Below are 23,631 nucleotides of genomic sequence, written 5' to 3' on the forward strand. Positions count from 1 at the left end.
TCACCTGGCGTGCATATTATTTTGCGTTGCGAACCTGCACAAAGACGGCAGTAGTTCTTCCCGGCAGGGTAAAGCTTCCCGTGCCTTGGTCGAACGATGCTCCACGCAGCTCCGGATCGGCGGAGTGACGCTGCTTTGGATGCAGCTTCAATGCCTTGCCGGCCAGGACGTCGGAGGAAAACTTCACTTTCTCTTTGTCGCCATTGAACAGCACCACGATACGCTCGTAATGTGCGTCGATCTCACCGTCCACATCTTCCAGCTGCATGGCGATCAGCCCCGGTACCTGTTCGGAACCGGTATTGAGGAAACTCAGGTGCTGCTGGATCGCGTCCGCGGTTGTCATGCGGAACAGGGGAGAGCTGTTGCGAATGGCCAGGTGCTCGCGGAAGATCGCGTTGGTCTGCAGTCGATGATCCTTGCGCGGTGCCAGATCCGGGTTTGCCAGCAGCGGCTGCATGATCCACCAGCTGTCCTGGTTCTTATCCGCGATCGGCAGGCCCTTGCCCCAGTTGCCGCGCATAAAGGTAAAGTCCAGTGCATTGAACCAGTCGCCGGAGTTGTAGCTGTCGCGATCCATCGACTTCGAACGCAGGAAGTCCTGGCCGGCGTGGATAAATGGCACGCCCTGGGCGAACAACACCAGCGCGTTGCTGAAGGCCTGAATACGTGCGCGATCCTCGATTGTCGCCGTGCTGTTGGCCTTGATCTGGATGCCGTCGAACAGGGTTTCGTTGTCGTGTGCGGCGATGTAGTTGATGGATTCCTGCGGGTCTTCCGTATAGCCGGTGGGCTGGCCGTTATAGATTAATTGCTCGCCGGTTATTTGGTTGCCGTAGGAGTCCGTAAACGAATAGCCCTTCAGGTTACCGGCAAGGGATACGCGCACTTTGTCTGCGAGTGTGAGCAGGGTCTGGCGCTCGTCGCCCCAGAACTTGCCATTGCTGTCGGTATACAGCCCGGTGCCGAAGCCCTGTTCCTCGAAGCCGCCAAAAGGATTGCCGCCGCGGACGCTGTCGCGCAGCCGGTCGTTGAAGGTACCTATGCCGGTGCCGGCCATGTTGCTTTGGCGGGCCTGTTTGAAGCGAGCATCGTTGGCAACTTCCCCGAAATTCCAGCCTTCGCCATACAGGTAGACCTTTTTGCCATCGACTCCGTCTGTCTCTGGCGTCAGCGCGTCGAGCATGGTGCGGGTACTCAGCAGGTTATCCAGGCTGTGGTGGCCCATCAGGTCGAAGCGGAAGCCGTCAACCTTGTAGTCTTTCGCCCACACCTCCATTGAGTCGAGCATCAGCTTTTCCATCATGCGATGTTCACTGGCGGTATTGGCGCAGCAGCTGCTCATCTCCACACTGCCCTCGCCATTGCGGCGGTGGTAATAACCGGGAACGATCTTGTCCAGCACCGAATTCCGGTATTGGCCGTAAGAACTGGTGTGGTTGTACACCACGTCCATCACCACGCGCAGGCCTGCATGGGATAGGCCCTGAACCATTTCCCGAAATTCGCGGATGCGTGCCGTGCCGCTGGCATCGGTGCTATAGCTGCCCTCGGGCACTGTGAAGTGCAGTGGATCGTAACCCCAGTTGAAACCGTCGGTATCGCGAATGGCGTTGACCGCGGCCTGCTGTTCGCTGCTGTCGGCGGCGTAACTGCTGAGATCCGGGGTTTCCTGCTGTTGTGCGCGCTCCTCATTCACGGTGGCGAAGTCGAAGGCCGGCAACAGGTGGACATGGGTCAAGCCGGCCTGAGAGAGTTTGCGCAGGTGCCGCATGCCGCGGCTGCTGTGACGGCTGAAAGCCCTGAAGGTACCGCGCTCGACCTCCGGCACGGAGTGGTCGGCGATGGAGAAATCACGGACGTGAAGTTCGTATACCGCAATATCCTCTGGGTTTGCCAATGCGGGCTTTTGCAGCTGGGGCCAGCCGCGCGGCTTCAGGTCGCGGTCATCCAGGTTGATCACCTGGCTGCGGCCGCTGTTGATGGACAGGCTCAGGGAGTACGGATCGGTAACCAGGTTGGTTTCCACCGCGTCGGAAAAGTAAGAGAACACTTCCACTTCATACAGGTAGTAGGCGCGATCCCACTCTTTGCCGGTTTTTGCCTGCCAGGTTGCACCATCGCGCTGCATGGGGATGACCATATCTGCTGCTGCCGCTTGCGGATCTGTGAACAGATGCAGTTTTACCGAGCGGGCCGTCGGGGCCCAGAGGCTGAAGTCGATATGCCTGTCGCCAACCCGCGCGCCGAGGGGGCCATCAAAGGCGAACTGCTGATCCAGCAGGCCGGCGATTTGTATGCCGGTCGCATCTTTCAGGTTCCCGTCGCTATCGTAAAGTGCCAGTGCCAGTTGGCCGGTAATCAAGAGCGGGGTGTCGATTGCGTCTTGCAGTGCGAACGCCCTGTGCCCGGCGAGGTGGGGAAACTTCTGCTGTGTTTCCGGGGGTAGGGAGCCGATGCTGCGCAGGGGATATTCCGAGTCGACAGCGCTGATGCCGTCCGGTGTGATACTGAGAGCTGCGTCACTGCTGTAGAGAAGTTTTATTGTGTCCCCATCGCTGATCGCCACGGGCCAGGCAAATTGTTCTGCGTCCAGCCAGTATGCCTTTTCCTGTGTCAGGTCACCCCGGGGGATGCCATTGGTGCTGACGGTGACCTGTTTACTGGCGATGTCGAACGCAAAGTAAATTTCGTCACCGTCTTCCTCGACGGTAAATCCGATGTTGCTGCCGTTATTGCCGTAGCTTTCACTCCAGCCTTCGTTGAGGGCGACCTTGAATTCGTATTGGCCTGCATTGATGCCCGTGGTGAGGAAGGTATAGATTCCGTCGCCGTCACTGTCCTGCATCCAGCTGCGCAGGCAGTCTGGTTGCCAGTCGCCGGGACAGCCCAGTTGCCACTGGAAATTGCCGGCAACGGTGGCGATGGTGCTGTTGACGTTATCCGTTATCCAGTGCGTCTCGTGATCGTAAATAAATTGCACCGCGCGGCTTTCGCCAAGTTGCAAAGGAATATTGGCACCATTGCGATAACCATTCAGGCCGTAGTTTTCGTCCCAGCTGTTATTGAGTGCGGCCTTGTATTCCCAGTTGCCGGCCGGCACCTGAAAGCGGCCCTGCCATTTGTCATCGATGGCATCGTAGTGCAGCTGGGTATTGGCACATTCCGGTTGCCACATACCGCTGCAGCCAAGTGCCTGCTGCAGGTTGCCGGGTATATTCACCTGTGCAGGGGCTGGTGTATCGGCGGCACTGGCGGCAAGGCCGTGCAGGATGGAGAGTGAAAATAAGCCGGCAGTCATGGCCAGGCGGGTGGCGGACGTCGCTTGCATTGAGGTTCTCTCAGTTCAGGTTATTGTTATTGGATTTGGTGAGGGCATCGCACCCATGGGGCCATTGAACGGGAGTTGCGCAATGACGTCCTCCTCCCCTTGCGAGGTTGAAGGAAAAAGGCGCCAGAGGTAGGGGGCTGGATGTCACAAAGTCTTCACAAAACCGTCACCGCCGGGAAATGAATCAACGCCATTCTATTCCTGAGCAAGACGCTGATCCCGGGAGTTGCCATGGAAGCGCAAGTACAGTCACTCAGGGAGTGGCGGGGTCAGGGTGTACGTCTATACTCATTCAGTCTGAACACTGTTGGTCGAGAAAGGTGATGTACCGACAGTGATCCGATATAGAGGCCGGCTTAACGCCGGCTTTTCTTTTTTAAGCGTACTGAAAACTGCGCCCTGTCGCGGTATTTCACCCGGAAAGGAACCCGTGCACCCGGTATTGTGATTATCGAATATGCCTGTTAAATTTCGCGCAATTCCACCCGCGGAGGCTTGTTGATGACTGTATCCAACTCCCGCCGGGCCAGCCGCGACTGACTCGCCACCTGCCCGGCAATCGCTTGTTTTTGTCGGGTTTCCCCAAACTGGAAACCCTTTCGAATACCGCCCAGACTGATGAGGTCTGTGGCCCATTGATGCGTACCTGTTAAACAAAGAACCACAGGGCGCCACTGAGGGTTTAGAACCTTGAGCAAATCTCTTATTTCACGCCGCCCGGTAATTCGTCGCGGTGCAACGTCTGGTGCTCCACGTGAGCCGGGTGCAGGAGAAAATCCTCTGCGCCAACTGGGCTGGAAGCCATTTTTCCAGCAGCAGTTGTCTCTGGAGGAACTGGGTGATTGTGACCCGGTGCGGGTGATGGCGGTGCACCGCAGCCAGATCGAGGTTGCGGGCGAGCGCGGGGAAGAATCGGTACTGGTTAGCGGCGCACTGTTCGACGACGCTCAGGAAAAGCCGACCGTCGGTGACTGGCTGCTGCTCAACCGCGACAGCCGCAAACCGGTGCGTCGCCTGGAGCGCAGCAGTCTGTTCCGGCGGATGGCGCCGGGTGCCCATGCCGTGCAGCTTATCGCTGCGAATGTGGACAATGTGCTGATCGTCTCTTCCTGCAACCAGGATTTCAATCTGTCGCGGGTCGAGCGCTATCTGGCGCTGGTGCGCGAGTCGGGATGTCGCGTCTGCCTGGTGCTGACCAAGGCCGACCTTAGTGATGATCACGAGACGTATCGCGAGGCGTTACGCAATCATCGCGATCTTCCGCTTGTGCTGGTGAATGCGCTGGATGCCGAGAGTATCGCGCCGCTGCGCGACTGGTGTGGTCGCGGGGAAACCCTCGCCCTGCTGGGTTCGTCGGGTGTTGGCAAATCCACCCTGCTCAACAGTCTCGCGGGCGTCGAGCTGGCCGCGACATCTGCTATCCGCGAAGACGACAGCAAGGGTCGCCATACGACCCGCCACCGGGCTCTTTATCCGATTTCCGGCGGCGGTCTTTTACTGGACAGTCCTGGGATGCGCGAACTCGGCCTGGCGAATGCAGAGCAGGGACTGGCCGATGCATTTGCAGATATCAGTGAACTTGCCCAGCGCTGCCGGTTTGCCGATTGCGCCCACGAATCCGAACCCGGGTGTGCAGTGCGCAAGGCGATGGGAACCGGAAAGCTGGATGAGCGCCGCCTGCGCAACTGGCACAAGCTCGGCCGGGAAATGGCGCGCAACAATCGCACACTGGCAGAAAGCCGCGCCGACGATCGCGCACTCGGACAGTTCTACCGTTCGGTGCAAAGTGATGCCCGGGCGCGCAAGCAGGGTCGCTCGGACTAATACCGAACGCCCAGTCCTGATCCTGTCACAGGCGCACTTGAGTTAAATCGCGCCTGTGGCGGTATACGCGGCTGAGTAAAGACGGGAATGATTAAAACCTGGTGTGGAGTTCTATCCGGGTTTATCAGGGCGCCCCAGCCGGGAGCGCCCTTTTTTACTTGCCGTGACCAGTCTATTCGCGGTTACTGGCTCTCAGCTTGGCGAGATTTGAGCAGAGTCTGCCGCCGCTTCGGCATTTTTCCTGCCGCTAAGCTCTCCGCCCTGGGACTCAATCCAGGTGTTCATTCGGCTTTCCAGTACATTCAGGGGCAGTGCACCGGCACCTAGCAGGGCGTCGTGGAACTGGCGGATATTGAAGTTGGTTCCCAGGGCCTTTTCCGCGCGTGCGCGAATTTCCTTGATTTTCATCTGTCCCACTTTGTATGCCAGCGCCTGCCCGGGCCAGACCAGGTAGCGGTCGATCTCTACTTTTACGTCATGCTCCGGTTTGGCACTGTTATTCATAAAGTATTCGATCGCCTCATCGCGGCTCCAGCCCAGCTGATGCATGCCGGTATCCACAACCAGGCGAACCGCCCGCCACATATCGTAGGTCAGGGCACCAAACTCATTGTACGGATCCTTGTACAGCCCCAGGTCGTAACCCAGGCTTTCTGAATAGAGGCCCCAGCCCTCGACGAAACCGGTATACATCTTGGTGCGGCGCAGCGGATGAATGTCGGTCTGCTCCTGTGCCAGTGCGATCTGCAAGTGGTGCCCGGGCATGGCCTCGTGCACGGTGAGCGCTTCCATTTCCCAGGTCGGCCGGCTTTTCAGATCATAGGTGTTGGCAAAGAACACACCGGCACGCCCGGCTTCCATGGATCCCGGCTGGTAATAGGCGGTTGTCTGGGACTTTTCCGAGTAGCTCGGGATGGGCTTCACCCCGTAGGGCAACCGCGGCAGGGTGCCGAACAGGGCCGGCAGCTCACCGTCAATGCGTTTGGAGATATCGCGGTAGTTTTTCAGCAGGTCCTCTTTGCTGCTGTAGTAGAAACGCGGATCTGTGCGCAGGAACTCGGTAAATGCCTTGAAGTCACCCTCGAATCCGGTTTTCTTGATGATGGCATCCATCTCACCGCGGATGCGGCGCACTTCCTCAAGGCCGATACGGTGAATCTCTTCCGGGCTCAGGTCGGTGGTGGTTTCCTCGCGGACTTTGTGGGCGTACCAGCGAATACCGTCTTCGTTTTTGGTGAAGGCGGTTTCTGTGCTGGCTTTGGGGATGTAATCGCGCTCCACGTACTCGGCGAGGTTTGTCCATGCCGGTACCAGAGACTTCTGGTAGATGCTGTAGGCGCGAGTGCGCAGACGGTTCTGGTGCGCCGCTGAAATGCTTTTGGGCATTTCGTTGAAGGCTTTGAGCAGCGGGCTCTGTCTGGGATCCGCCGGAATCAGCGCACGGATCTGCGCGGGGAGGTCGCGCAGGGTGATCTGCGGCGGTGTGAGGTTTCGTTTTACACCGCGCTCCATCAGGATTTGGGTCTGCTCGATGAGTACCGGCAGGCTGTCCAGTCGCGCGAGGATATTTTCATAGTCTGCGCTGGTGCGCCTGGCCATGGCGTTCAGTACGGCGGGTACATTGCGCTGGATACCGCTCATATGATTGACCGGCAGCAGGTGCTCGGGGAACTGGTAGCCCTTTACCTGCAGCAGCAGATCCTGGTACAGCAGCTGGTAATCGAGCTGTTCGGCCTCGGGGAGTTTGTCCTTGTCCAGGTGGCGGCTGGCGGTGAGCAGGTCACGGGTCTGGCCTTTGCGGCGTTCGATGCCGGCGTTGGATTGATCGGTCCAGTTGCGCTCGACACCCGGGTAGCCTTCGTAGGTGGCAGATTCCGGGTAGCTTTCCATGATCCAGCGGTAACGCAAATCCTGCAGGGCCTTGAGTTGCGCGCTGGGGTCGTTTTTCGGCAGAACCTTCATGGCCTTGTCGAAAGCTTTGGGATCCATAGCCTGCACGTTCAGGCTCGCGGCCATAATCGAGGCGGCAATATAAGTGACTTTAGAAGTCAGAACTTTTTTAAAAGATTTTGAAAAGGACATCGTACTTCCTGTCTCTGTTTATATTTTCTTAACGTGCGGTAGCAACGAAGTTGTGAGCTTGAATTTAAGGCGGGGCGCAGGGCAAGGCTTTTCGGAAGCGTCGGCGACAGGGATGTATTTACAGCGGTTCCGAAAAACCTTGCCCTGTGCTCCGACGCCACTTCGTTTCTTTCGGAGTCCTAAATAGGAGCTCGGTTCGAAGTGCAGTGGCGGCCGGGCACCGGGTGCGGGTTTTCAGGACCAGGCTAGGCGCCCCCCTTCAACCCATCCCCGGGCGTTTTGGCGCAAACATCCTGTCTGCGACGATCCTGAAAACCCGCCCCCGGCACCCGGCCTTAAGTTCGAGTTCTTCGCTTCGTAAGCTTTATATCGCCGCAGCTTGCCCGTTTGATTGCGCCTGGTGCATTAGCAATTGGCGTTCGCGGATTTGTTCTTCAATGCCACGGGCATCAAGCCCGATTTCCGCTAACAATTGCGGGTGCTTGCCGTGCTCGATAATTTTATCCGGTAAACCGAGCTGCAATAGCGGCACCGGCATTACGCGGCTGTTGAGGTATTCCGCCACCGCACTACCGGCACCGCCGGCAATGGTGTTTTCCTCCAGTGTTACCAGCAGGTTGTGGCTGTCGGCGAGTTCGTCGATCAGCGCTTCGTCCAGCGGTTTTACCCAGCGCATGTCGACCACAGTTGCTCCCAGTTTTTCGGCGGCTTCGCGCGCGGGCGCGAGCAGGGTGCCGAAGCTCAGGATCGCGACGTCTTTACCTTCCTGAACCACACGACCCTTGCCGATCGGCAATTCCGTCAATGCCCGCTCAATATCCACACCCGGGCCTGTGCCGCGGGGGTATCGCACAGCGGCAGGGCCGTTGTACTGATAGGCCGTGTGCAGCAGCTGGCGGCACTCGTTCTCGTCGCTGGGCGCGGCAATGATCAGGTTTGGCAGGCAGCGCATAAAGGTCAGGTCGTAGCTGCCGGCGTGGGTCGGACCGTCTTCGCCGACGAGGCCGGCGCGGTCGATGGCAAAGGTTACATCCAGGTTCTGGATTGTTACGTCGTGCACCATCTGGTCGTAGCCGCGCTGGAGGAACGTGGAGTAAATCGCGACCACCGGTTTCTGGCCTTCGCAGGCGAGACCGGCGGCAACGGTAACCGCGTGCTGTTCAGCAATGGCGACGTCGTGGAAGCGCTCGGGGAAACGCTCGGCAAAATTGACCATGCCGGAGCCTTCACACATGGCCGGTGTGATGGCAATCAGTTTGTCGTCGGCTTCTGCGGCATCACACAGCCATTGGCCGAAGATGTCCTGGTACTTTGGTAATTTCTTCGTGCTTTCTCCCGGCACAGTCACCTGTACCCTGGGTTCCGGCTCGAGCTTGTTCAGTGCATGGTAACCCACCGGGTCTTCTTCCGCGGGGCCAAAGCCCTTGCCCTTGGTGGTGACGATATGCAGCAACTGAGGACCGCGCTGGCTGCGCAAATTGCGCAGGGTGTGCACCAGGTCCTGCATATTGTGGCCGTCCAGCGGGCCCACGTAATTGAACCCCAGTTCTTCAAAGAGGGTGCCCGGGGTGATCATGCCTTTCACATGCTCCTCGGTGCGCCGCGCCAGTTGCCAGGCCTTGGGAATGGCGGACAGGATCTTGCGGCTGCCCTCGCGCATGTTGAGATAGGTCTTGCTGGCGAGGATCCGGGCGAAATAGGTGGCCAGACCGCCCACATTCTTGGAAATGGACATGCGGTTGTCGTTCAGCACGACGAGCATGTCCTTGCCGGTGTGGGCGGCGTGGTTCAGTGCTTCGAAGGCCATACCCGCGGTCATGGCGCCGTCGCCAATCACGGCGACGACTCTGCGCTCATCCGGGGAGCCCAACGCCATGCCGAGGGCGGCGCTTATGGAGGTGCTGGAGTGTCCGACGCCGAAGGTGTCGTAGGGGCTTTCACTGCGCTTGGGGAAACCGGACAGGCCGCCCTGCTGGCGCATGCTGAGCATCTGCTCGCGGCGGCCGGTGAGGATTTTATGCGGATAGGTCTGGTGGCCTACATCCCATACCAACCGGTCTTCGGGGGTGTTGTAGATATAGTGCAGCGCAATGGTGAGCTCGACGACGCCGAGGCCGGCGCCGAAGTGGCCGCCGGTCTGGCCGACGCAATAGAGCAGGTATTCGCGCAACTGGCGCGCCACTTCTGGCAGCTGTTTTTCCGACAGGGCGCGCAGCTGGGCCGGGTCATCGATCTGGTCGAGCAGCGGCGTAAACGGGCGCGTGCGGGGTATCTGGTCGAACATCAAAAGTCCTGGAATTCGGGCATTTGGGCTCCGTTTCCTGTGCCGGTTACCGGCACTGGGCCCAAAGTATCAATTGCAACTGATAATGGTAGGGGATTGTATGCCCACAGGCGGTAGATTGCATCCTGTGGGGCTCCCCCGAGCCGCTCTGGCTTCAATCTGGAGGACTGTACTTCTTAAGGAATAGCCGGAGGAGGCGCTAGTGATCCCGGTGCACGATATAGTCCGCCAGTTGCTGCAGTATCCGTGTCTGTCCGCCGAGCTCAACCAGTGCTTCGCTGGCCTCCCGGTGCAGCTCGTCGGCCTTGGCGCGCGCGCCGTCGAGTCCCAGCAGCGATACATACGTGGGCTTGTTGCGGGCAATGTCGGCGCCCTGGGTTTTACCCAGAGTGGCAGTGTCTGTGGTGACGTCTAGGATGTCGTCCTGAACCTGGAAGGCGAGGCCGATGGCCTTGGCGTAGCGGGTGATGGCATCCAGCTGGGTGCTGTCGGCACCGCCGATCAGTGCGCCGATTCTGGCGCTGGCCAGGATCAAGGCACCGGTCTTCAGGCGGTGCATCTGTTTTAACTGATCCAGTGTCAGGGCTTTGTCCACCGCCGCCAGATCGACAGCCTGCCCGGCAACCATGCCGCGGGCGCCGGAGGCGTGCGCCAGTTCAGCTATCAGCTGTACCTTGAGGTCGCTGGTCATCGGCGCGCTCACCAGCAGTTCGAACGCCTGGGTTTGCAGCGCGTCACCCGCCAGGATGGCGGTGGCCTCGTCGAATTCGATATGGCAGGTGGCGCGGCCGCGGCGCAGGGCGTCATCGTCCATGGCGGGAAGGTCGTCGTGCACCAGTGAATAGGCGTGAATGCACTCCAGTGCCGCTGCGGCCGGATCACAGGCAGTGAGCACTTCTTCACTGGTCAGCGCCTGAGCGGTGGCGTACACCAGTGCCGGACGCAGGCGTTTGCCGGGGCCGAGGGCGGAATAGTTCATCGCTGCAAACAGGGTGTCAGCGGGGGACTTGTCGGAAAGGGCCTCTTTCAGCGTCTGCTCAACGCGGGCGTTGGCGGTGCGCAGAAATACCTGCAGGGCTGCAGGCATAGTGTTGGAAGCGCTCACTTACTCCACGTCTCCCGGAAAGTCGTCTTCGGCATCGAAGGGCAGCTCCTGGATCTTGCCGCCTTCCTCCATCAAAATTTTTACTTTTTGCTCGGCACTGGCCAGCTTCTGCTGGCATTCGCGGGTCAGCTTCACGCCGCGCTCAAAATCTGCCAGCGCTTCATCCAGCGGCAGGTCGCCGCTTTCCAGGCGTTCCACCAGCTGTTCCAGTTCTTCCAGTGCGCTCTCGAAGGTAGCGGCTTTCTTCTTTGCTGCCATGGCCTTGTCTCTCTACAGGGGCTCTCTCAGTGCGGGGCAACCTTAGCCGCTGCAGGTAAGGGGGTCAATTGGTGCGTGACCTGTGCCGGCGCCATCGAACCGCATGGGCGAGACCGCCCCGTGATCGGTGGCAACCTGCCCAGTGCCGGATGGTATGGGGCCCTAGCGTAAATAATCCTGGGGTTCCCCCGGGCTCCCCTGACTGTGCAGCTCCCGCTCCATCAGGTAGTGGGCGAGGGCGCGCTTCTGGCTGTTGCTGAAGCCATAGTTGGGCATGGGCGGCGTGGGGGTGTCGAAGTAGTCTGCCAGCTGTTTTAGCGAGTACTTGCGGGAGAGGTCGCGCAGCGGTGCCTGGGTGTGGCAGCGGGCACAATCGCGGCGCGCGTAAATCTGCGCGCCCTGGCGGGCGGCATCGCCGTCGATCGCGAGGGGTTTCTTGGGGGCGCTGATTGGTGGCCGCGAGACCACGGATACCTCGTCTGCGACACCGGGCTGTACCCGGTATACCGCGCCAGCGTAATCATCGGAAATGTATATGTTGCCACGCACATCTTCGACGACGTCGACCGGGCGGCCCACGACGTTACTTTTGCTGCTGTCGAGAAAACCCCACAAGAAGTCTTCTGCGTGGATTTTGCCGCTCTCGTCCCAATGCAGCGACACCACCTTGTAGCCGTCCTTTTCATCCCGGTTCCAGGAGCCGTGCAGCGCGACCAGCGCTGCTTCCCGGTACATCGGCGGCTGTTCGGGACTGCGTAAAAAGCGCATGCCGAGGGGCGCATTGTGGGCGCGGAACTCGAATGCCGGCGGTGTCGACTGGGCGATGCGCTGTTTCACTTCCTGGCCTTTTCCAGCGCCAAAATCCGGATCGGGCACACGGTTGCCGTTGGCGTAGGGCCAACCGTAGAAGTGACCTTTCTCGATACGGTTGAGCTCGCACGGCGGGAAGTCATTGCCGAGCCAGTCGCGTCCGTTATCGGTGGCGTAGAGCGCGCCATCCTTGGGCGACCAGTCGAAACCAACGCTGTTGCGCAGGCCGGTGGCGTAAATTTCGAAATCGCTGCCATCCGGCTGGAAGCGCATGATCGTGGCCCGCTGGGGATCTTCTTCTATACACACGTTACAGGTAGAGCCACTGGACAGGTATAGCCAGCCGTCCGGCCCGAGGGCGATGGTCTTGGTCCAGTGATTTCCGGTATCCCCAAGACCATTGACGATTCTCTGGTAGCGACCGGCAAGGCGCCCGTCAGAGTGATCGAACGCGACCCGGCCGACGCCATCACTCTCGGCGATATACAGCCAGTCTTCGTAGAGCGCGAGCCCGTGGGGGCGTTTCAGGTTTTCGATCAGAATCCGTTGCCCATCGGCCTGCCCATCGCCATTGCGATCTGCCTTCAGCAGGCTCACCTGGCCGAGCTTTGGCTGGGACACCAGTAAATCGCCATTGCGGGTTGTGGCCATAAAGCGGGCGTTGGGAACATCCCGGCTGAACAGGTCGAGGCGGAAACCCGTGGCCACCTTCAGTTCTTGCTCAACAGTCTGCTGGTCTGTGCTGGCACCAACGAGTTGTTTCCAGGGTACATTGACACCGGGTATCCAGCCGCTGACCGCAGCGAAGATCAGTCCGGTGACGGCAGCAACTGCGCTAATCGCAACTGTGGTAATAAGTGGCGTTAATCTCAACGACCTGTCCATTATTGTCTTGAACTCGTAACAAAAGTAACTATAGTTGGGCGCAGCATGCCGCACACAGGTACCAAATGTGCAGTGCGCCAGCTCCCCGCTCGAAGAACCCGTCTAAAAATGTGATATCGGTCACACTCGTGTAAGACATCTCTTACATCAAGTTCAGCACTTTCCCACTACTCTAATTTTCCCAAATGTCCATAATGTAATTGCAAGGACGAGAAAGGGAACACACCGGCGGCAAGGGACTGACCTCCAAGGAATGGAGTCGAGCCGCCAGCCTAAAGGATTAGGCACCATCCTGTGAGACGCACCGCTTGGGCCGGATTGCCCAGGCGGTGTTTTACATTTTGCACTGTGATAAATATTTCGCCAGTGCGCATTATTCCTTATCCCGCTCTACTTCATTCTTTTTCAGCGTTATTTCTGCACGGTTTTCCCTGTGTTGTATGGAAACCGTAACAATACTCCGCTTTAATCACCACAAGCCGGTCGAAATTCACCGACCGCGGAGGATGAAGCATTCAGTAATTTATGCCAGCCACTGATACTCCCACAACCGCCGGGTAATGTCTGGTGGTCAGGGCTGCATCGCCTCCAGTTTTCTGCAGTTTCCTTCCCGATTTACGTTTTCCCCCAGAAGTACGTTTCTTTTTTACAAAGCCCCGCCGGCTCTACCGCGGGGCTTTATTGTTTTCAGCATTCTCAGCGGACAGCGAAACAGGAGGTCGACGCATGCAAGCGCAAATACTCAGGCTGAACCTGGCGGGGCAACCACTGGAGTGGCTGAGCTGGGAGGACGCAGCTTGTCTGTATGTTCGTGAGCTGGTGACATGGACGCTCGGCGGCGTCGTGCAGACCGTTCACGGGGGGATCAATCGGCGCGGCGAGCGCTCACGGTTGGAACTGGCGGCAATCATTGCCTGTGGCGGCGAGCGAATGGCGCGGCCGCGTACCCGTCCTCCGCTGACCAACCGCGCACTGTTTGCGCGCGACGAGCATACCTGTCTGTACTGTGGGCAGAGCTTTTTCGTCAGTGAGCTGACCCGCGATCATGTACACCCGGTTTCCCGCGGCGGCAAAGATATCTGGGAGAATGTGGTAACCGCCTGCCGCCGGTGCAATCAGCACAAGGGTAATCGCCTGCTGCAGGATATTGAGATGGAGCTGCTGGCACTGCCGTTTGTACCCAATGCGGCTGAGTACCTGGCACTGACCAACAGTGTGCGGATTCGGGGGGATCAGATGGAATTCCTGCGCGGCCAGTTTTCGCGGCCGCGACAGGAGCGATGGTTACGGGCGTGCTGAAGGCCGGGTTGCGCTGACTCAGGCGTGCACGGCTTCGCGGATCAGTGCGCCAAGGTATACGCGGAAATCGTGCCCCTGATTTTGCAGCATTTTGGGGAACATGGAGATCGGGGTCATCCCCGGAAATGTATTGACCTCATTCAGGTAGATATCACCCTCGTCTGTCAGGAAAAAGTCGATGCGGGAGAGATCTTTCAGTTGCAAGCCAACGAAAGTGCGTCTTGACGCTTCGTGAATCCAGCCGAGCTGGGCATCGCTGAGTCCCTGCGCCACAACGTGCGTTTGGGCGCGGCTTCCCTCTGCGTACTTTTCCTCGTAGCTGTAAAAAGTGTCCGATGGTGCACACACTTCTCCGGGCGCAGTAATAATCAGCTCCCCTTCGTAGGTATAGGCCGCGACCTCCAGCTCCCGAACCTTGAGGCTTTTTTCAATAAGCACATAGGGCGACAGCGAGAAGGCTTCGTCCAGCACCGCTTGCATCTCTTCTTCCGAGGACACTTTGTAACAACCGACTGAAGAACCCTGATTGGACGCCTTAACAAATACAGTGCCCCACTCCTGCAGCGCCTGCCGGGCCTTGCCGGTTTCCTCTGTGGTGTTGCTGCACAGGAACTGGTAGGGCGTATTGTCGACACCGAGGGCACTGAGCCACAGCTTGGTGGTGACCTTGTTGAAGCAGATCTTGCTCGCCTCGGGGCCACAGCCGAAGTAAGGAATACCGAGGATTTCCAGCTGCGACTGCAGGTCGCCGGTTTCGCCGGGGTAACCGTGGATCGCTGGCACAACATAGTCCACCGGCTGGGCGCTGCCGTCGCTGCTGTAGAGCAGCTTGTCGGAGCGCAGCTCGTGCACGCGCTGCTGCTCGTCGCGCAGTTGTCCCGCCCCATCCATAGTGACGCGCTGGATACGAAATTCCGGTGACTTACCCAGCTCGCGCTGAATAAAGTCTGCGGTGCGCAGGGATACGTCGTGCTCGCTGCCGCCACCGCCGCAGATCAGCAGCACATTGATTGTTGTTTCAGCCTTGTTATTCATGGGGCTCTCATCTTTCCGGAATTATTGGTCTGTCAGCTATTTGTCGATCAAGCTGGGTGGTGCGTTCATCACCTGTTCGCATCTGGCGGGCATGGGCGGCGGCTCAACCGGCTCGGACGGTTTCGGCCGCTCCGGTGCAGTGCCGTTAAGCATGGCGTAAAACTCCTCGCCAAACCACCAGTCGAGATCCTTGCCGCAGGGCTCACCGCGCACTGGCGCCTGGGGCGTGCAGCCCTTGTCTCCCGGTGGGCAGTTGAGGCGCACATGGAAATGATAGTTGTGTCCCCACCAGGGGCGTACTTTGCGCAGCCATTTGTTGTCGTCTCCAGCCATCTCACACATTTTTCGCTTGATGGTCGGGTGCACGAAAATGCGTGCTACCCGGTCGTCTTCAGCAGCGAGGCGCAGGATCCTGGGGACACGGGGATCCCAGTTTTCCGCAATCAGCTGGTGTGCCCGCTCATCGGCGAGCGGGATTGCGGAGATATTATCCCGCTCCCAGGGGGTAAGCGGGCGCTTTGCCGCGCGCGCATCCTGTGAGTACCAGATGTCCGCATCCAGTCCCATCTGGTGGCTGCGGTGGCCGCTGCTGAAAGGACCGCCCCGGGCCATGGACATATCGCCAATCTGCAGCCGGCCGAGGCTGGCACTTTCTACCGCGTTGGAAAAATCCTTGAGGAAATCGATCAGGTAGGGGTTGCCGAAGTGGCGGTTGCGCCCGGTGCGGACCAACTGGAAACCTTCACCGCGCAGTGGCATTTGCTCTGCGCCACTGAGGCAGCCATTGGTGTAATTACCGATGCTGGCCGGGGGCTGGCTGGATGGCGTGGCGATGGACTCCCAGGGGTTTGCAGCCAACGCAACAATGGGCAGGCTCGCAAGCAGGGCGGTCAGGATCAGGTTTGGATAAAAGCGGGCGATAGGCGACATAAAAACAACTATGCGTCGGTTGTGGATGGCATTTCCGGGCAATTATAGAGGTTTAGACAGCCAGTTCTGTGGAATGCTCCGCTTGCAAACTGTGGTGCAGCCCGGCCGCTACACGGCCGGGCCCTGTGACATGTGCGGCGTCTCCACCGCGGGCGCGCCTTGTCTAGTGCGACAGGATTTCCTTGCATGCGCCAATCAGAATGTCCATTTCCTCGTCGGTTCCGATGCTGATACGCAGGTAATCACTGATACGCGGCTTGTTGAAATAACGCACCAGGATATTGCGTTGCCGCAACGCCTGATAGAGCGACTCGGCAGACTCTACCGGGGGCCTGGCAAATATGAAATTGGCGGTCGAGGGCACAATATCGAATCCGAGCGCAGAGAGCGCCGCACAGCAGCGCTCCCGGGTCGCGATGACCTTGCCGCAGTTGTCGGCAAGCCAGCCCCGGTCGGCGATCGCGGCCGCGGCTACGCGCTGGGCAATGCCGTCGATGGGATAGGAGTTGAACGAGTTTTTAGTGCGGTTGAGTCCCTCGATGAGGTGCGCTTGACCCAGTGCGTATCCCAGGCGCAGTCCCGCCAGGGCATGGGATTTCGACAGGGTGTGGATAACCAGCAGGTTGGGGTAGTCCGCAATCAGTTTGCTGGCACTTTCACCACCGAAATCAATATAGGCCTCGTCGATCACCACGACCCGTTGCGGGTGCAACTTCAAGAGCTTTTCGATCTCGGCCAGCGGCAGGTAGCGCCCGGTTGGCGCATTGGGGTTGGGCAGGATTACCCCGCCGGCGCCCGCCACGGCGTAGTCGTCCACACCAATGCTGAAGTCATCGCGCAGTGGCGGACACTGGAACTCGATGCCGTACAGCTGGCAGTACACAGGGTAAAAACTGTAGGTAATATCGGGAAACAGCAGTGGCTCGGGGCGCTGAAAAAAGCTGTAAAACGCATGCGCCAGTACTTCGTCGGAACCATTGCCAACGAATACCTGCTCCGGCGCGAGCGCGAACTGGTCGGCGATGACCGCGCGCAGCTCGCTCGATTCCGGGTCGGGGTAGAGGCGCAACTTGTCGCCCAGATCGCCTTCCTGCAGCACGGCCTGCGCGCGCGGAGAAGGCGGGTAGGGGCTTTCATTGGTATTGAGCTTTATCAGCCGGTCGGTACTCTTTGGCTGTTCGCCGGGGACATAAGGTTCCAGGCGCGCGAGCGCCGGGCTCCAGTAAGGATTAGTCATGGGTTCACTCCTTGTGCGGTGCGAGCTACTGCAGCCCATGTGCACTGATACTGTTTATTCTCTCGCAATTGCCGTGCGCTCAGGACTCTTCGTTTGATCCCGTTTCGCCATCGGTTGCGGATTTCTGTGTTGCCTTGTCACTGGCCTTGTCTGAGTCTTTTTCCCCTAGCGGAATATCGAAAAGATCCGGCGCCTGGGCGAGGAAGTCCTGCAGTGGTACGGGTTTGCGCCACAGCAGGTCTTTGTATTTGAGCTCCTTGGAGACTTGGGGCGATTCGCTGAATTCATCCATCTCGCCGATCTGCATGGCCGCGGCCAGGCCGAGAAAGCACCAGGGCACGAGGATGGCCGCGGCCAGGCGCCAGCGCGGTGTCAGGTTGAGTGCCAGGTAGGCCGCGCACCAGAGTACCACCGGGAGCAGAATGCCGAGCGCCACGGTATTCACCAGCGGCATCGCCTGTGAAATGGAAAAATTGTAATCGAGCAGGGTGCTGAACCATTGCCAGCCTGTGAACAGCAGCACTGCGGCCCCGGCGATGGACAGGTGGGCGAGGAAGTGGGATTCGTGGCGAACCACGCGGCCTATAAACGACCAGGCTGCCGCGTATATCAGCAGGCCGATGATCGTATTGGTAATGACTTCAATGCCCTTGGTCCAGGGAACCTTGTTCGCCGTTCCGAGATAGCCGAGCCACAGAGAGAGACCGGCGACCAGCAGGCACAGCCCGACGGCCACCATCGGCGTCGCCAGGCGGTCGAATACGGTCTCCGCAGAATGCAGCGGAATGGCCGGCGCGACGCTGTTATCCGTGTCGGTAAAGCGCAGGCGGCTCTTGCCAATCTGGATTTCGTCCCCGGACTGGATGAGGTGCTCCGTGACCACGGCGGGCTTGACCGATTTGTCGCGGCAGTTGCGCAGCAGCTGAACCCCATTCAGGCTCTGCAGGTCACGCAGCACATAGCAGCCGTCTTCATCGCGAATGACTTCGGCGTGTACCGGATCGACGTGAGGATCCTCCACGATCACCGCATTGTTGAAGCTGCGGCCAAGCGTCGCGCGGTCTTCTTCCATCCGGTGCCGGGTGTGTACCCGGTGGGCTCGACTGATTTCTTCGATAATCAGTGCCATTCGATTTCGCTCACAAACTTCTTGGTAAAGGCGCTGGCGGATTCTTCGGTAAACCCGGACAGGGTGAAATGGCTCACCAGTGCGCGCTTCTCCTGGTCCACGGTCAGGCTGACATAGAACACGTCATACAAATCCGGGAATTCCTTGTAGCGGCGCACACAATAAGACGTTCGCGCCACTACCGGATCGCGGTTGCCATTGGCTTTTGGCGGCTTCTGGTTTTCTTCGCTCTGGGCGGATGTTTCGCCATTTACCCCTTCACCGTTGTCGGGCTGCTTGCTACTGATGCGCGGCTGAGTGGTGAACTTCTGCTGGCACTTGTAATTGGTGACGTCGTCGTCGCTTGCGCTATTGCCGGGAAAGAACCCGCTCATCTCGTCTTCATACGCACTGTAAAAGCGCGATGAGGTGAGCGCCTCATCGCCTTCGAGCCAAAAGAATTCGTACTCGACGCGCCCGGTATCAAACTCCTCGGACAGATACACCACGTCCTGGCCGGTGCAGCCCTTGGCAATCTGCTCCAGGGTTTCATCCTCGTTTTCGCTGGAATTCCCCCAGCACTGTACCGAGGGCACAATCTCGCCGACCACCATGGCGTCGCCGAGGGGGCGGAGTTTCCAGTCGGCATTCAGGATGGCGTCGATAATACGCTGCTGGTTATTGCGCAGCTGGCGGTGGATAACCGGCTGCAGTTCCAGCGCACCGTTGCCCTGGCTACCCGACTCCTTATGGTAGTCCTCCAGCAGGCTGACCAACTTATCCACAGGCACCAGGAAACTGATCTGGTTGCCTGCCGTGGCTACATTGATCCCCACCACTTTGCCACTGCGGTTGATCACCGGGCCACCACTCATCCCGGGGTTGATCGAGCCTGAAAAGTGAATGCGGTCGTAGAAACTGCCGCCGGCGATACCGTTATAGGTGCCCGGCACCAGGGTCATCCCCAGATCCAGCGGGTTGCCCAGGGCCACGATGGTTTCGCCCTTGTTAGGGGTCTGCTGTGCCAGTACCAGGTGTTGCTTACCGACCGTGCCTTTTTGCCGCAGTATTGCCAGGTCATTGATGACGTCCACATCCAGCAGCTCGAGCTCGCCTTCCTGCCCGTCCACCGACAGGTAATTCAGGCTGTATTTTTCCGGGTGGCTGACGGCTTCAGAAACGACGTGATAGTTAGTGGCGATGAGCCCGTTGGCGGATATCTGGAACCCCGAGCCGAGGCCGGCCTTGGAATTGGAGGAGCGCTCAATAAGGCGGATCTGGTACAGGCTGTCACGATAATCACTGTACAGCTGCTCGTAACTCTGCGCCTGCGCAAGGCCAGACGAATAAACCGCAAGCAGTGAAACCAGGGCGGCGCATCGGGTTAGGCGCGTAAATATTCTCAACATCGTGGATAAAACAGCGCTGCTTAATTTGTGGGCGAAAAGACGCCTGATATTACGGGATCGGCCGCACCCCAACAAGGGAAGCAGTACTCTGCTTAGGGTACCGCCATATAAAAAGGACATTAGTAACGCGGAAAATATACGGAGCACAGATCCATACCGGTAAAAAAACAGGCAACCGATTCGACAGTGTAGTGAATCTGCCCGGAATCGCAGTGTGGATAACTGGCGCTTTAGTTCCTCGAAAAGTGTGAACAGGTTCTCTGGGTGTTGAAATGGCGTGTAATTGCCTGTGATCGACATGTAATGGGTTTGTTCTTAAAGTACCTGCCAAGGTTGAGGGGGACATGGAGTGCACGGCAACGGGTACTCCGGCAAGGTGGATTGCAGACACCCAGCGTGATGTGACCGTTATGGAAGACGGAAATCGGGGGGCGATGGAATTGTCTCCCGGGCATCAGCTGCGCCGTCCCTTCAGCCAACATACCAATGGATTGGTAGCTGTGAGCCGCCGCAGGGAAGATGTGAAGGCTTACAGTGGATCAGGAAGACTTTCAGCGCAAGCTGAATTGCCAGATCGCTCCGGCCGCCTTTTGAGCCTAGGCAGTCGGGGATTGGGAAGGGTCTGGCAGAGGCATGGATGCCTCATTTTCGCTCTTGATAGTGTTGTTGTAACCGTGGATGGCTGGGACCATCTATTTATACCGGCAGTAAGCGTGCTTACTGCCGGTTTTTTTTTAATCAAAATGTGATGGAATTCCGGTATCGGCTTGTTTTAAGCTGTAGCGCGCAAATTTCATTTCCTATTGGAAATTGAAAATTTTTAAGACCTGATAACACCCTGGCGGTTTGCCGGGATAGCGAGCACTCACACGCTCGATGACTAAGAAAAAGGGATGACACTGTGAAAAAAGAAAAAAGTGCAGCAAACGTTTGTGACAGTCTGCCAGTATTGGATATTCAGGTTCCTGCCGACACGCTGGAATTGAACATGGTATTGCGCCCGGTAGAGCCGGTAAATGGCGAGCCCCAGTACTGGCCTCTGTTTGAGAAAAACAATCCGGAAGAGCATTTCGGCAACATGGACTTCCATTTTGGTGGCCGTGGCGGCAAGGTCAAAATCAAGCTGACTCTGGATCTCTCTGCAGTGCCGGGCCGTGATCTCGAATTTACCCGCAGCACCAGCCGTAAGTTGGATGGCCTACTGGCGCTAACCTCGGATTTCAAACACCAGTTTACCGCCAAGGCGAAGCGGGTTGAAGGTAAGTACACCCAGCTGGTAATCACCGTAAAGGATAAGGAATCCAAGCCTGACAATTTCGCATTTTATTGGTTGTGCGAAACGGTAGACGGTGGAATGCATTTTGTTTCAGGTGATCCCAGAGCACGTATCGTTCCAGCATAAATTAGTTGCAAATAGATCTTTTGACTATTTCAGATGTATGAGGCTGAGTGCAAAGTCTTTGGTATGCAGGAAGCTGAAACCAGGCTGCACTCATGCCTTGATTTAGCAGGCCCTCTATATGGTAGCTTGCAGAGCGTGCTTCACTTGAGAGGGCGTACACCTGAGCTGCGGTGTGCTGAACATAAGTGTCTTCAGGGGCTTCTCGGAGAAGTTGATTTATAATATCAATGGCTTCACTTTCCTTGCCTAAATTAGCTAGAGCTAGAGCTTTATATTGGCGCGCCTCGAAATTGTCGTCATCTTCAGTAATTGCAAGCAGTTTTTCGTAATGGTTAAGAGCGGATGATTGATCCTCTATTAATGTGTACGATTCTGCAATCTGGCTAATTGTTCCTGGATCGTCTGGGATCTCTGAAAGTACAGCCTGAAATTGGTCCAGTGCTTTATTTGGCTCATTTTTCAAGAAATAAACGACTCCAAGATTGGATTTTGTCCGCCAATTTCTCAAGCGCTCAGGTATTGCCTTGATCGCAGACTCAGCCGCGACTAGGTTACCTGTTTCAAGCTCGATAACACCAAGAAGGGAGTGTGAAGACCAGTGTTTGGGGTGCGTTTGAACGATTTTCTGTAAGGTGTCTCTTGCAGCCAGGTAGTTCCCGGTGGCGGTATAAATTGTTGCGTTTAAATACCTGTTTTCTAGAGAAGGGTTTAATGCAACTGCTTGGTTTGCGTAGGCTTGCGCTTCTTCATAGTTTCCAGAAGTGAGCATGGAGCGGGATATCTCAGCTAGTAAGTTAGCTGATGGAGAATCATGTTTCTTTAGCTTTATTAGCAGTGCATCGATTTTTTTTCTATCGTTACTGTGGACCCTCAGTTTCATTTCTTGTTCAAGAAGTGCTTTTTCGTCGATATTGTTGGAGCGCGCAAACTCCAGCATTTTCATACCTTTGGATATATAGAGGGTATTACCTGTTTTTACGAATAGAGCGGCAGATATGATGCTGTATGCGGAATATAAATTGGCATTTTTAGGGTATTTTTCTATCAGCAATTCGAGGGTTTCTAAATCCCGGTGGGCTACATCTTTCTGCTCAGTTTTAGCTAGTATTTCCAGTAGTTGGTTGTAATCATCATCCGAAACTACTAGCTTGGAAATGGCTCCCTTTCTGTAGTTTTTTGGAAATATTGTTTGCGCTCTATTGCGTATTCGATATTCAGATTCTTGGCGGTTTTCTGCCAGAAATACAAAACTTGTTTGATTTAGAACTTGGGCGTTTTTAGGTTTTATACGTTGCAGCTCAATTTCGCATCGGGCTTGTGCACATTGAAGTCTAGCAATAAGAGCGTCAGTTACCCCTTTATCTGTTAATGCTTGTAACTGAGAGTCAAAGTCCTCTCCAGTTTTAGGCGTAAAACTCACCAGCGCACTGGCCTTCAGTTGCGAAACCGAATTCATCAACGCCTGCCGCACCATGGTTCTGGTCAGCGCTATGGCATTTTCCTCGCCGCGGATCTCGCCGCTAATCTCCACCGGCATCACCGCAATATATTGCGGTTCCAGCCGGGTGAAATACGCCCAGCTCCAGTAGCCGGCGCCACCCAGCAACAGTGTGCCTGCAATACCGGCCAGCGCGCGCTGCCAGCGGCGGCGGCTTTTTACCTCGTGGCGGGTAAACAGGTCGGTCATGGTCGCGGTGTAGTCCTCGTCTTCAGCTTCCACGCCCTGTCGGTGGAGCAGGGCCAGGCCCTGGTAGACCACCTGGGCGTGTTCCGGGCGCTGGGTGGGATCCTTGGCGAGCAGCTTGTCCAAAAGGATTGCCAGTGGCTCCGGAATGGCCGGCCATGCCTCTTTAGGCGGCATATGTGGCTCGTTGGCGATACGGTTGGCCATGGCCAGTGCGCCGGCGGCGTCTTTCTCGAACGGGCGGCTGCCACACAGCAGTTCAAACGCAATGCTGCCGAGGCTGAAGAGGTCACTGCGGGTATCCAGGGTTTTGCCCTGGATCTGTTCCGGCGACATGGCGGTAACGGTGCCGGCCAGCTGGTTTTCTGCGGTGAGGGTTTTCTCGTCCAGCTGCTCGGATTTGGCTATGCCGAAGTCACTGATTTTGGCGGTGACATGGCCGTTGCGGCTGGTGGCAATCAAGATGTTGTCGGGCTTCAGGTCCCGGTGGATGATCCCGAGGTTGTGGGCCTGCTGCAGGCCTTCACAGATCTGCATCAGCAGTTGCAGTTTCTGTTGCAGGTTCGGGGTGTGCTCGCGCATCCAGGCACGCAGGGTGGTGCCCTCGATATATTCCATCACCAGGGCGATATTGCCGTTCTCTCCATCTTGGGAGCCGTCCAGCACATCATACAGGGCAACGATATTGGGGTGGTTCAGCCGGGCCAGCAGGCGGGCCTCCTGCTGGATCCGGTCGCGGGCGCTGGGGCTGGTAACGTCGTCCCTGAGCTTTTTGATCGCCACCTGGCGGTGCAGCTTGAGATCCTCGGCCAGGTATACGATACCCATGCCGCCGGCACCGAGGGTATTCAGGAGGCGATAGCGGTCGCTGTTTCCTGTCGCAACTTCTGCACCGGGCGCAAGGGTGCCGGTTTCGGGTTCTGCAATATCCATCTGCACGTTTCTTGT

At 57.6% G+C, this 23,631-nt stretch carries 15 protein-coding genes; 3 read left to right on the top strand and 12 right to left on the bottom strand.

All coding sequences use genetic code 11. The annotated features are described in order from the left end of the window. Positions 1–16 precede the first annotated feature (16 nt). Positions 17–3,331: a pullulanase-type alpha-1,6-glucosidase gene (gene pulA / locus ACNKU7_RS02845; RefSeq protein ID WP_418295447.1), complete on the bottom strand. Its 3,315-nt coding sequence runs from the start codon at positions 3,329–3,331 to the stop codon at positions 17–19. 690 nt (positions 3,332–4,021) lie between these two features. Between pulA and rsgA the strand changes: the two genes are divergently transcribed. Further along, complete coding sequence (gene rsgA, locus ACNKU7_RS02850; RefSeq protein WP_418295448.1) at positions 4,022–5,155, top strand: ribosome small subunit-dependent GTPase A; 1,134 nt, start codon at positions 4,022–4,024, stop codon at positions 5,153–5,155. 192 nt (positions 5,156–5,347) lie between these two features. On the opposite strand, the gene ACNKU7_RS02855 is transcribed toward rsgA, so the two are convergent. The 5 genes from ACNKU7_RS02855 to ACNKU7_RS02875 form a co-directional block, all read right to left on the bottom strand. After that, positions 5,348–7,237, bottom strand: a complete 1,890-nt coding sequence (locus tag ACNKU7_RS02855) for a DUF885 domain-containing protein (protein ID WP_418295449.1) — start codon at positions 7,235–7,237, stop codon at positions 5,348–5,350. 364 nt (positions 7,238–7,601) lie between these two features. Continuing rightward, positions 7,602–9,521 (bottom strand): 1-deoxy-D-xylulose-5-phosphate synthase, encoded by a 1,920-nt coding sequence (dxs, locus tag ACNKU7_RS02860; protein WP_418295450.1) that lies wholly within the window; start codon positions 9,519–9,521, stop codon positions 7,602–7,604. Between the two features lie 199 nt (positions 9,522–9,720). Further along, positions 9,721–10,608 carry a polyprenyl synthetase family protein gene (locus ACNKU7_RS02865; protein ID WP_418295638.1) on the bottom strand — a complete coding sequence of 296 codons (888 nt, stop codon included), beginning with the start codon at positions 10,606–10,608 and terminating at the stop codon, positions 9,721–9,723. An 18-nt stretch (positions 10,609–10,626) separates the two neighbouring features. Further along, positions 10,627–10,884 (bottom strand): exodeoxyribonuclease VII small subunit, encoded by a 258-nt coding sequence (xseB, locus tag ACNKU7_RS02870; protein WP_418295451.1) that lies wholly within the window; start codon positions 10,882–10,884, stop codon positions 10,627–10,629. Between the two features lie 162 nt (positions 10,885–11,046). After that, entirely contained in the window at positions 11,047–12,567 is a 1,521-nt protein-coding gene (locus ACNKU7_RS02875) for a PQQ-dependent sugar dehydrogenase (protein ID WP_418295452.1), read from the bottom strand. Positions 12,568–13,305: 738 nt separating this feature from the next. Between ACNKU7_RS02875 and ACNKU7_RS02880 the strand changes: the two genes are divergently transcribed. Then, complete coding sequence (locus ACNKU7_RS02880; protein WP_418295453.1) at positions 13,306–13,878, top strand: HNH endonuclease; 573 nt, start codon at positions 13,306–13,308, stop codon at positions 13,876–13,878. 18 nt (positions 13,879–13,896) lie between these two features. On the opposite strand, the gene ACNKU7_RS02885 is transcribed toward ACNKU7_RS02880, so the two are convergent. The 5 genes from ACNKU7_RS02885 to ACNKU7_RS02905 all read right to left on the bottom strand — a co-directional run bounded on the left by ACNKU7_RS02885 (position 13,897) and on the right by ACNKU7_RS02905 (position 19,597). Next, entirely contained in the window at positions 13,897–14,913 is a 1,017-nt protein-coding gene (locus ACNKU7_RS02885) for a D-alanine--D-alanine ligase (protein ID WP_418295454.1), read from the bottom strand. Between the two features lie 36 nt (positions 14,914–14,949). Then, positions 14,950–15,843 carry a penicillin-insensitive murein endopeptidase gene (gene mepA / locus ACNKU7_RS02890; RefSeq protein ID WP_418295455.1) on the bottom strand — a complete coding sequence of 298 codons (894 nt, stop codon included), beginning with the start codon at positions 15,841–15,843 and terminating at the stop codon, positions 14,950–14,952. Between the two features lie 163 nt (positions 15,844–16,006). Then, positions 16,007–17,080, bottom strand: coding sequence for a histidinol-phosphate transaminase (gene hisC / locus ACNKU7_RS02895; RefSeq protein ID WP_418295456.1), 1,074 nt, complete (start codon positions 17,078–17,080; stop codon positions 16,007–16,009). Positions 17,081–17,159: 79 nt separating this feature from the next. Next, positions 17,160–18,209: an FHA domain-containing protein gene (locus tag ACNKU7_RS02900; RefSeq protein ID WP_418295457.1), complete on the bottom strand. Its 1,050-nt coding sequence runs from the start codon at positions 18,207–18,209 to the stop codon at positions 17,160–17,162. Continuing rightward, complete coding sequence (locus tag ACNKU7_RS02905; RefSeq protein WP_418295458.1) at positions 18,200–19,597, bottom strand: S1C family serine protease; 1,398 nt, start codon at positions 19,595–19,597, stop codon at positions 18,200–18,202. The genes ACNKU7_RS02900 and ACNKU7_RS02905 overlap by 10 nt, the downstream gene beginning before the upstream one ends. A 901-nt stretch (positions 19,598–20,498) precedes the next feature. On the opposite strand from ACNKU7_RS02905, the gene ACNKU7_RS02910 reads away from it, so the two are divergent. Beyond that, on the top strand, positions 20,499–20,999 hold the full coding sequence (locus ACNKU7_RS02910) for a hypothetical protein (RefSeq protein ID WP_418295459.1): 501 nt from the start codon (positions 20,499–20,501) through the stop codon (positions 20,997–20,999). A 1-nt stretch (position 21,000) separates the two neighbouring features. Here the strand turns inward: ACNKU7_RS02910 and ACNKU7_RS02915 are convergent, their stop codons facing one another. Further along, complete coding sequence (locus tag ACNKU7_RS02915) at positions 21,001–23,616, bottom strand: protein kinase domain-containing protein (protein WP_418295460.1); 2,616 nt, start codon at positions 23,614–23,616, stop codon at positions 21,001–21,003. Positions 23,617–23,631 lie beyond the last annotated feature (15 nt).

The organism is Microbulbifer weihaiensis, from assembly GCF_048323715.1.
Lineage (GTDB): Bacteria > Pseudomonadota > Gammaproteobacteria > Pseudomonadales > Cellvibrionaceae > Microbulbifer.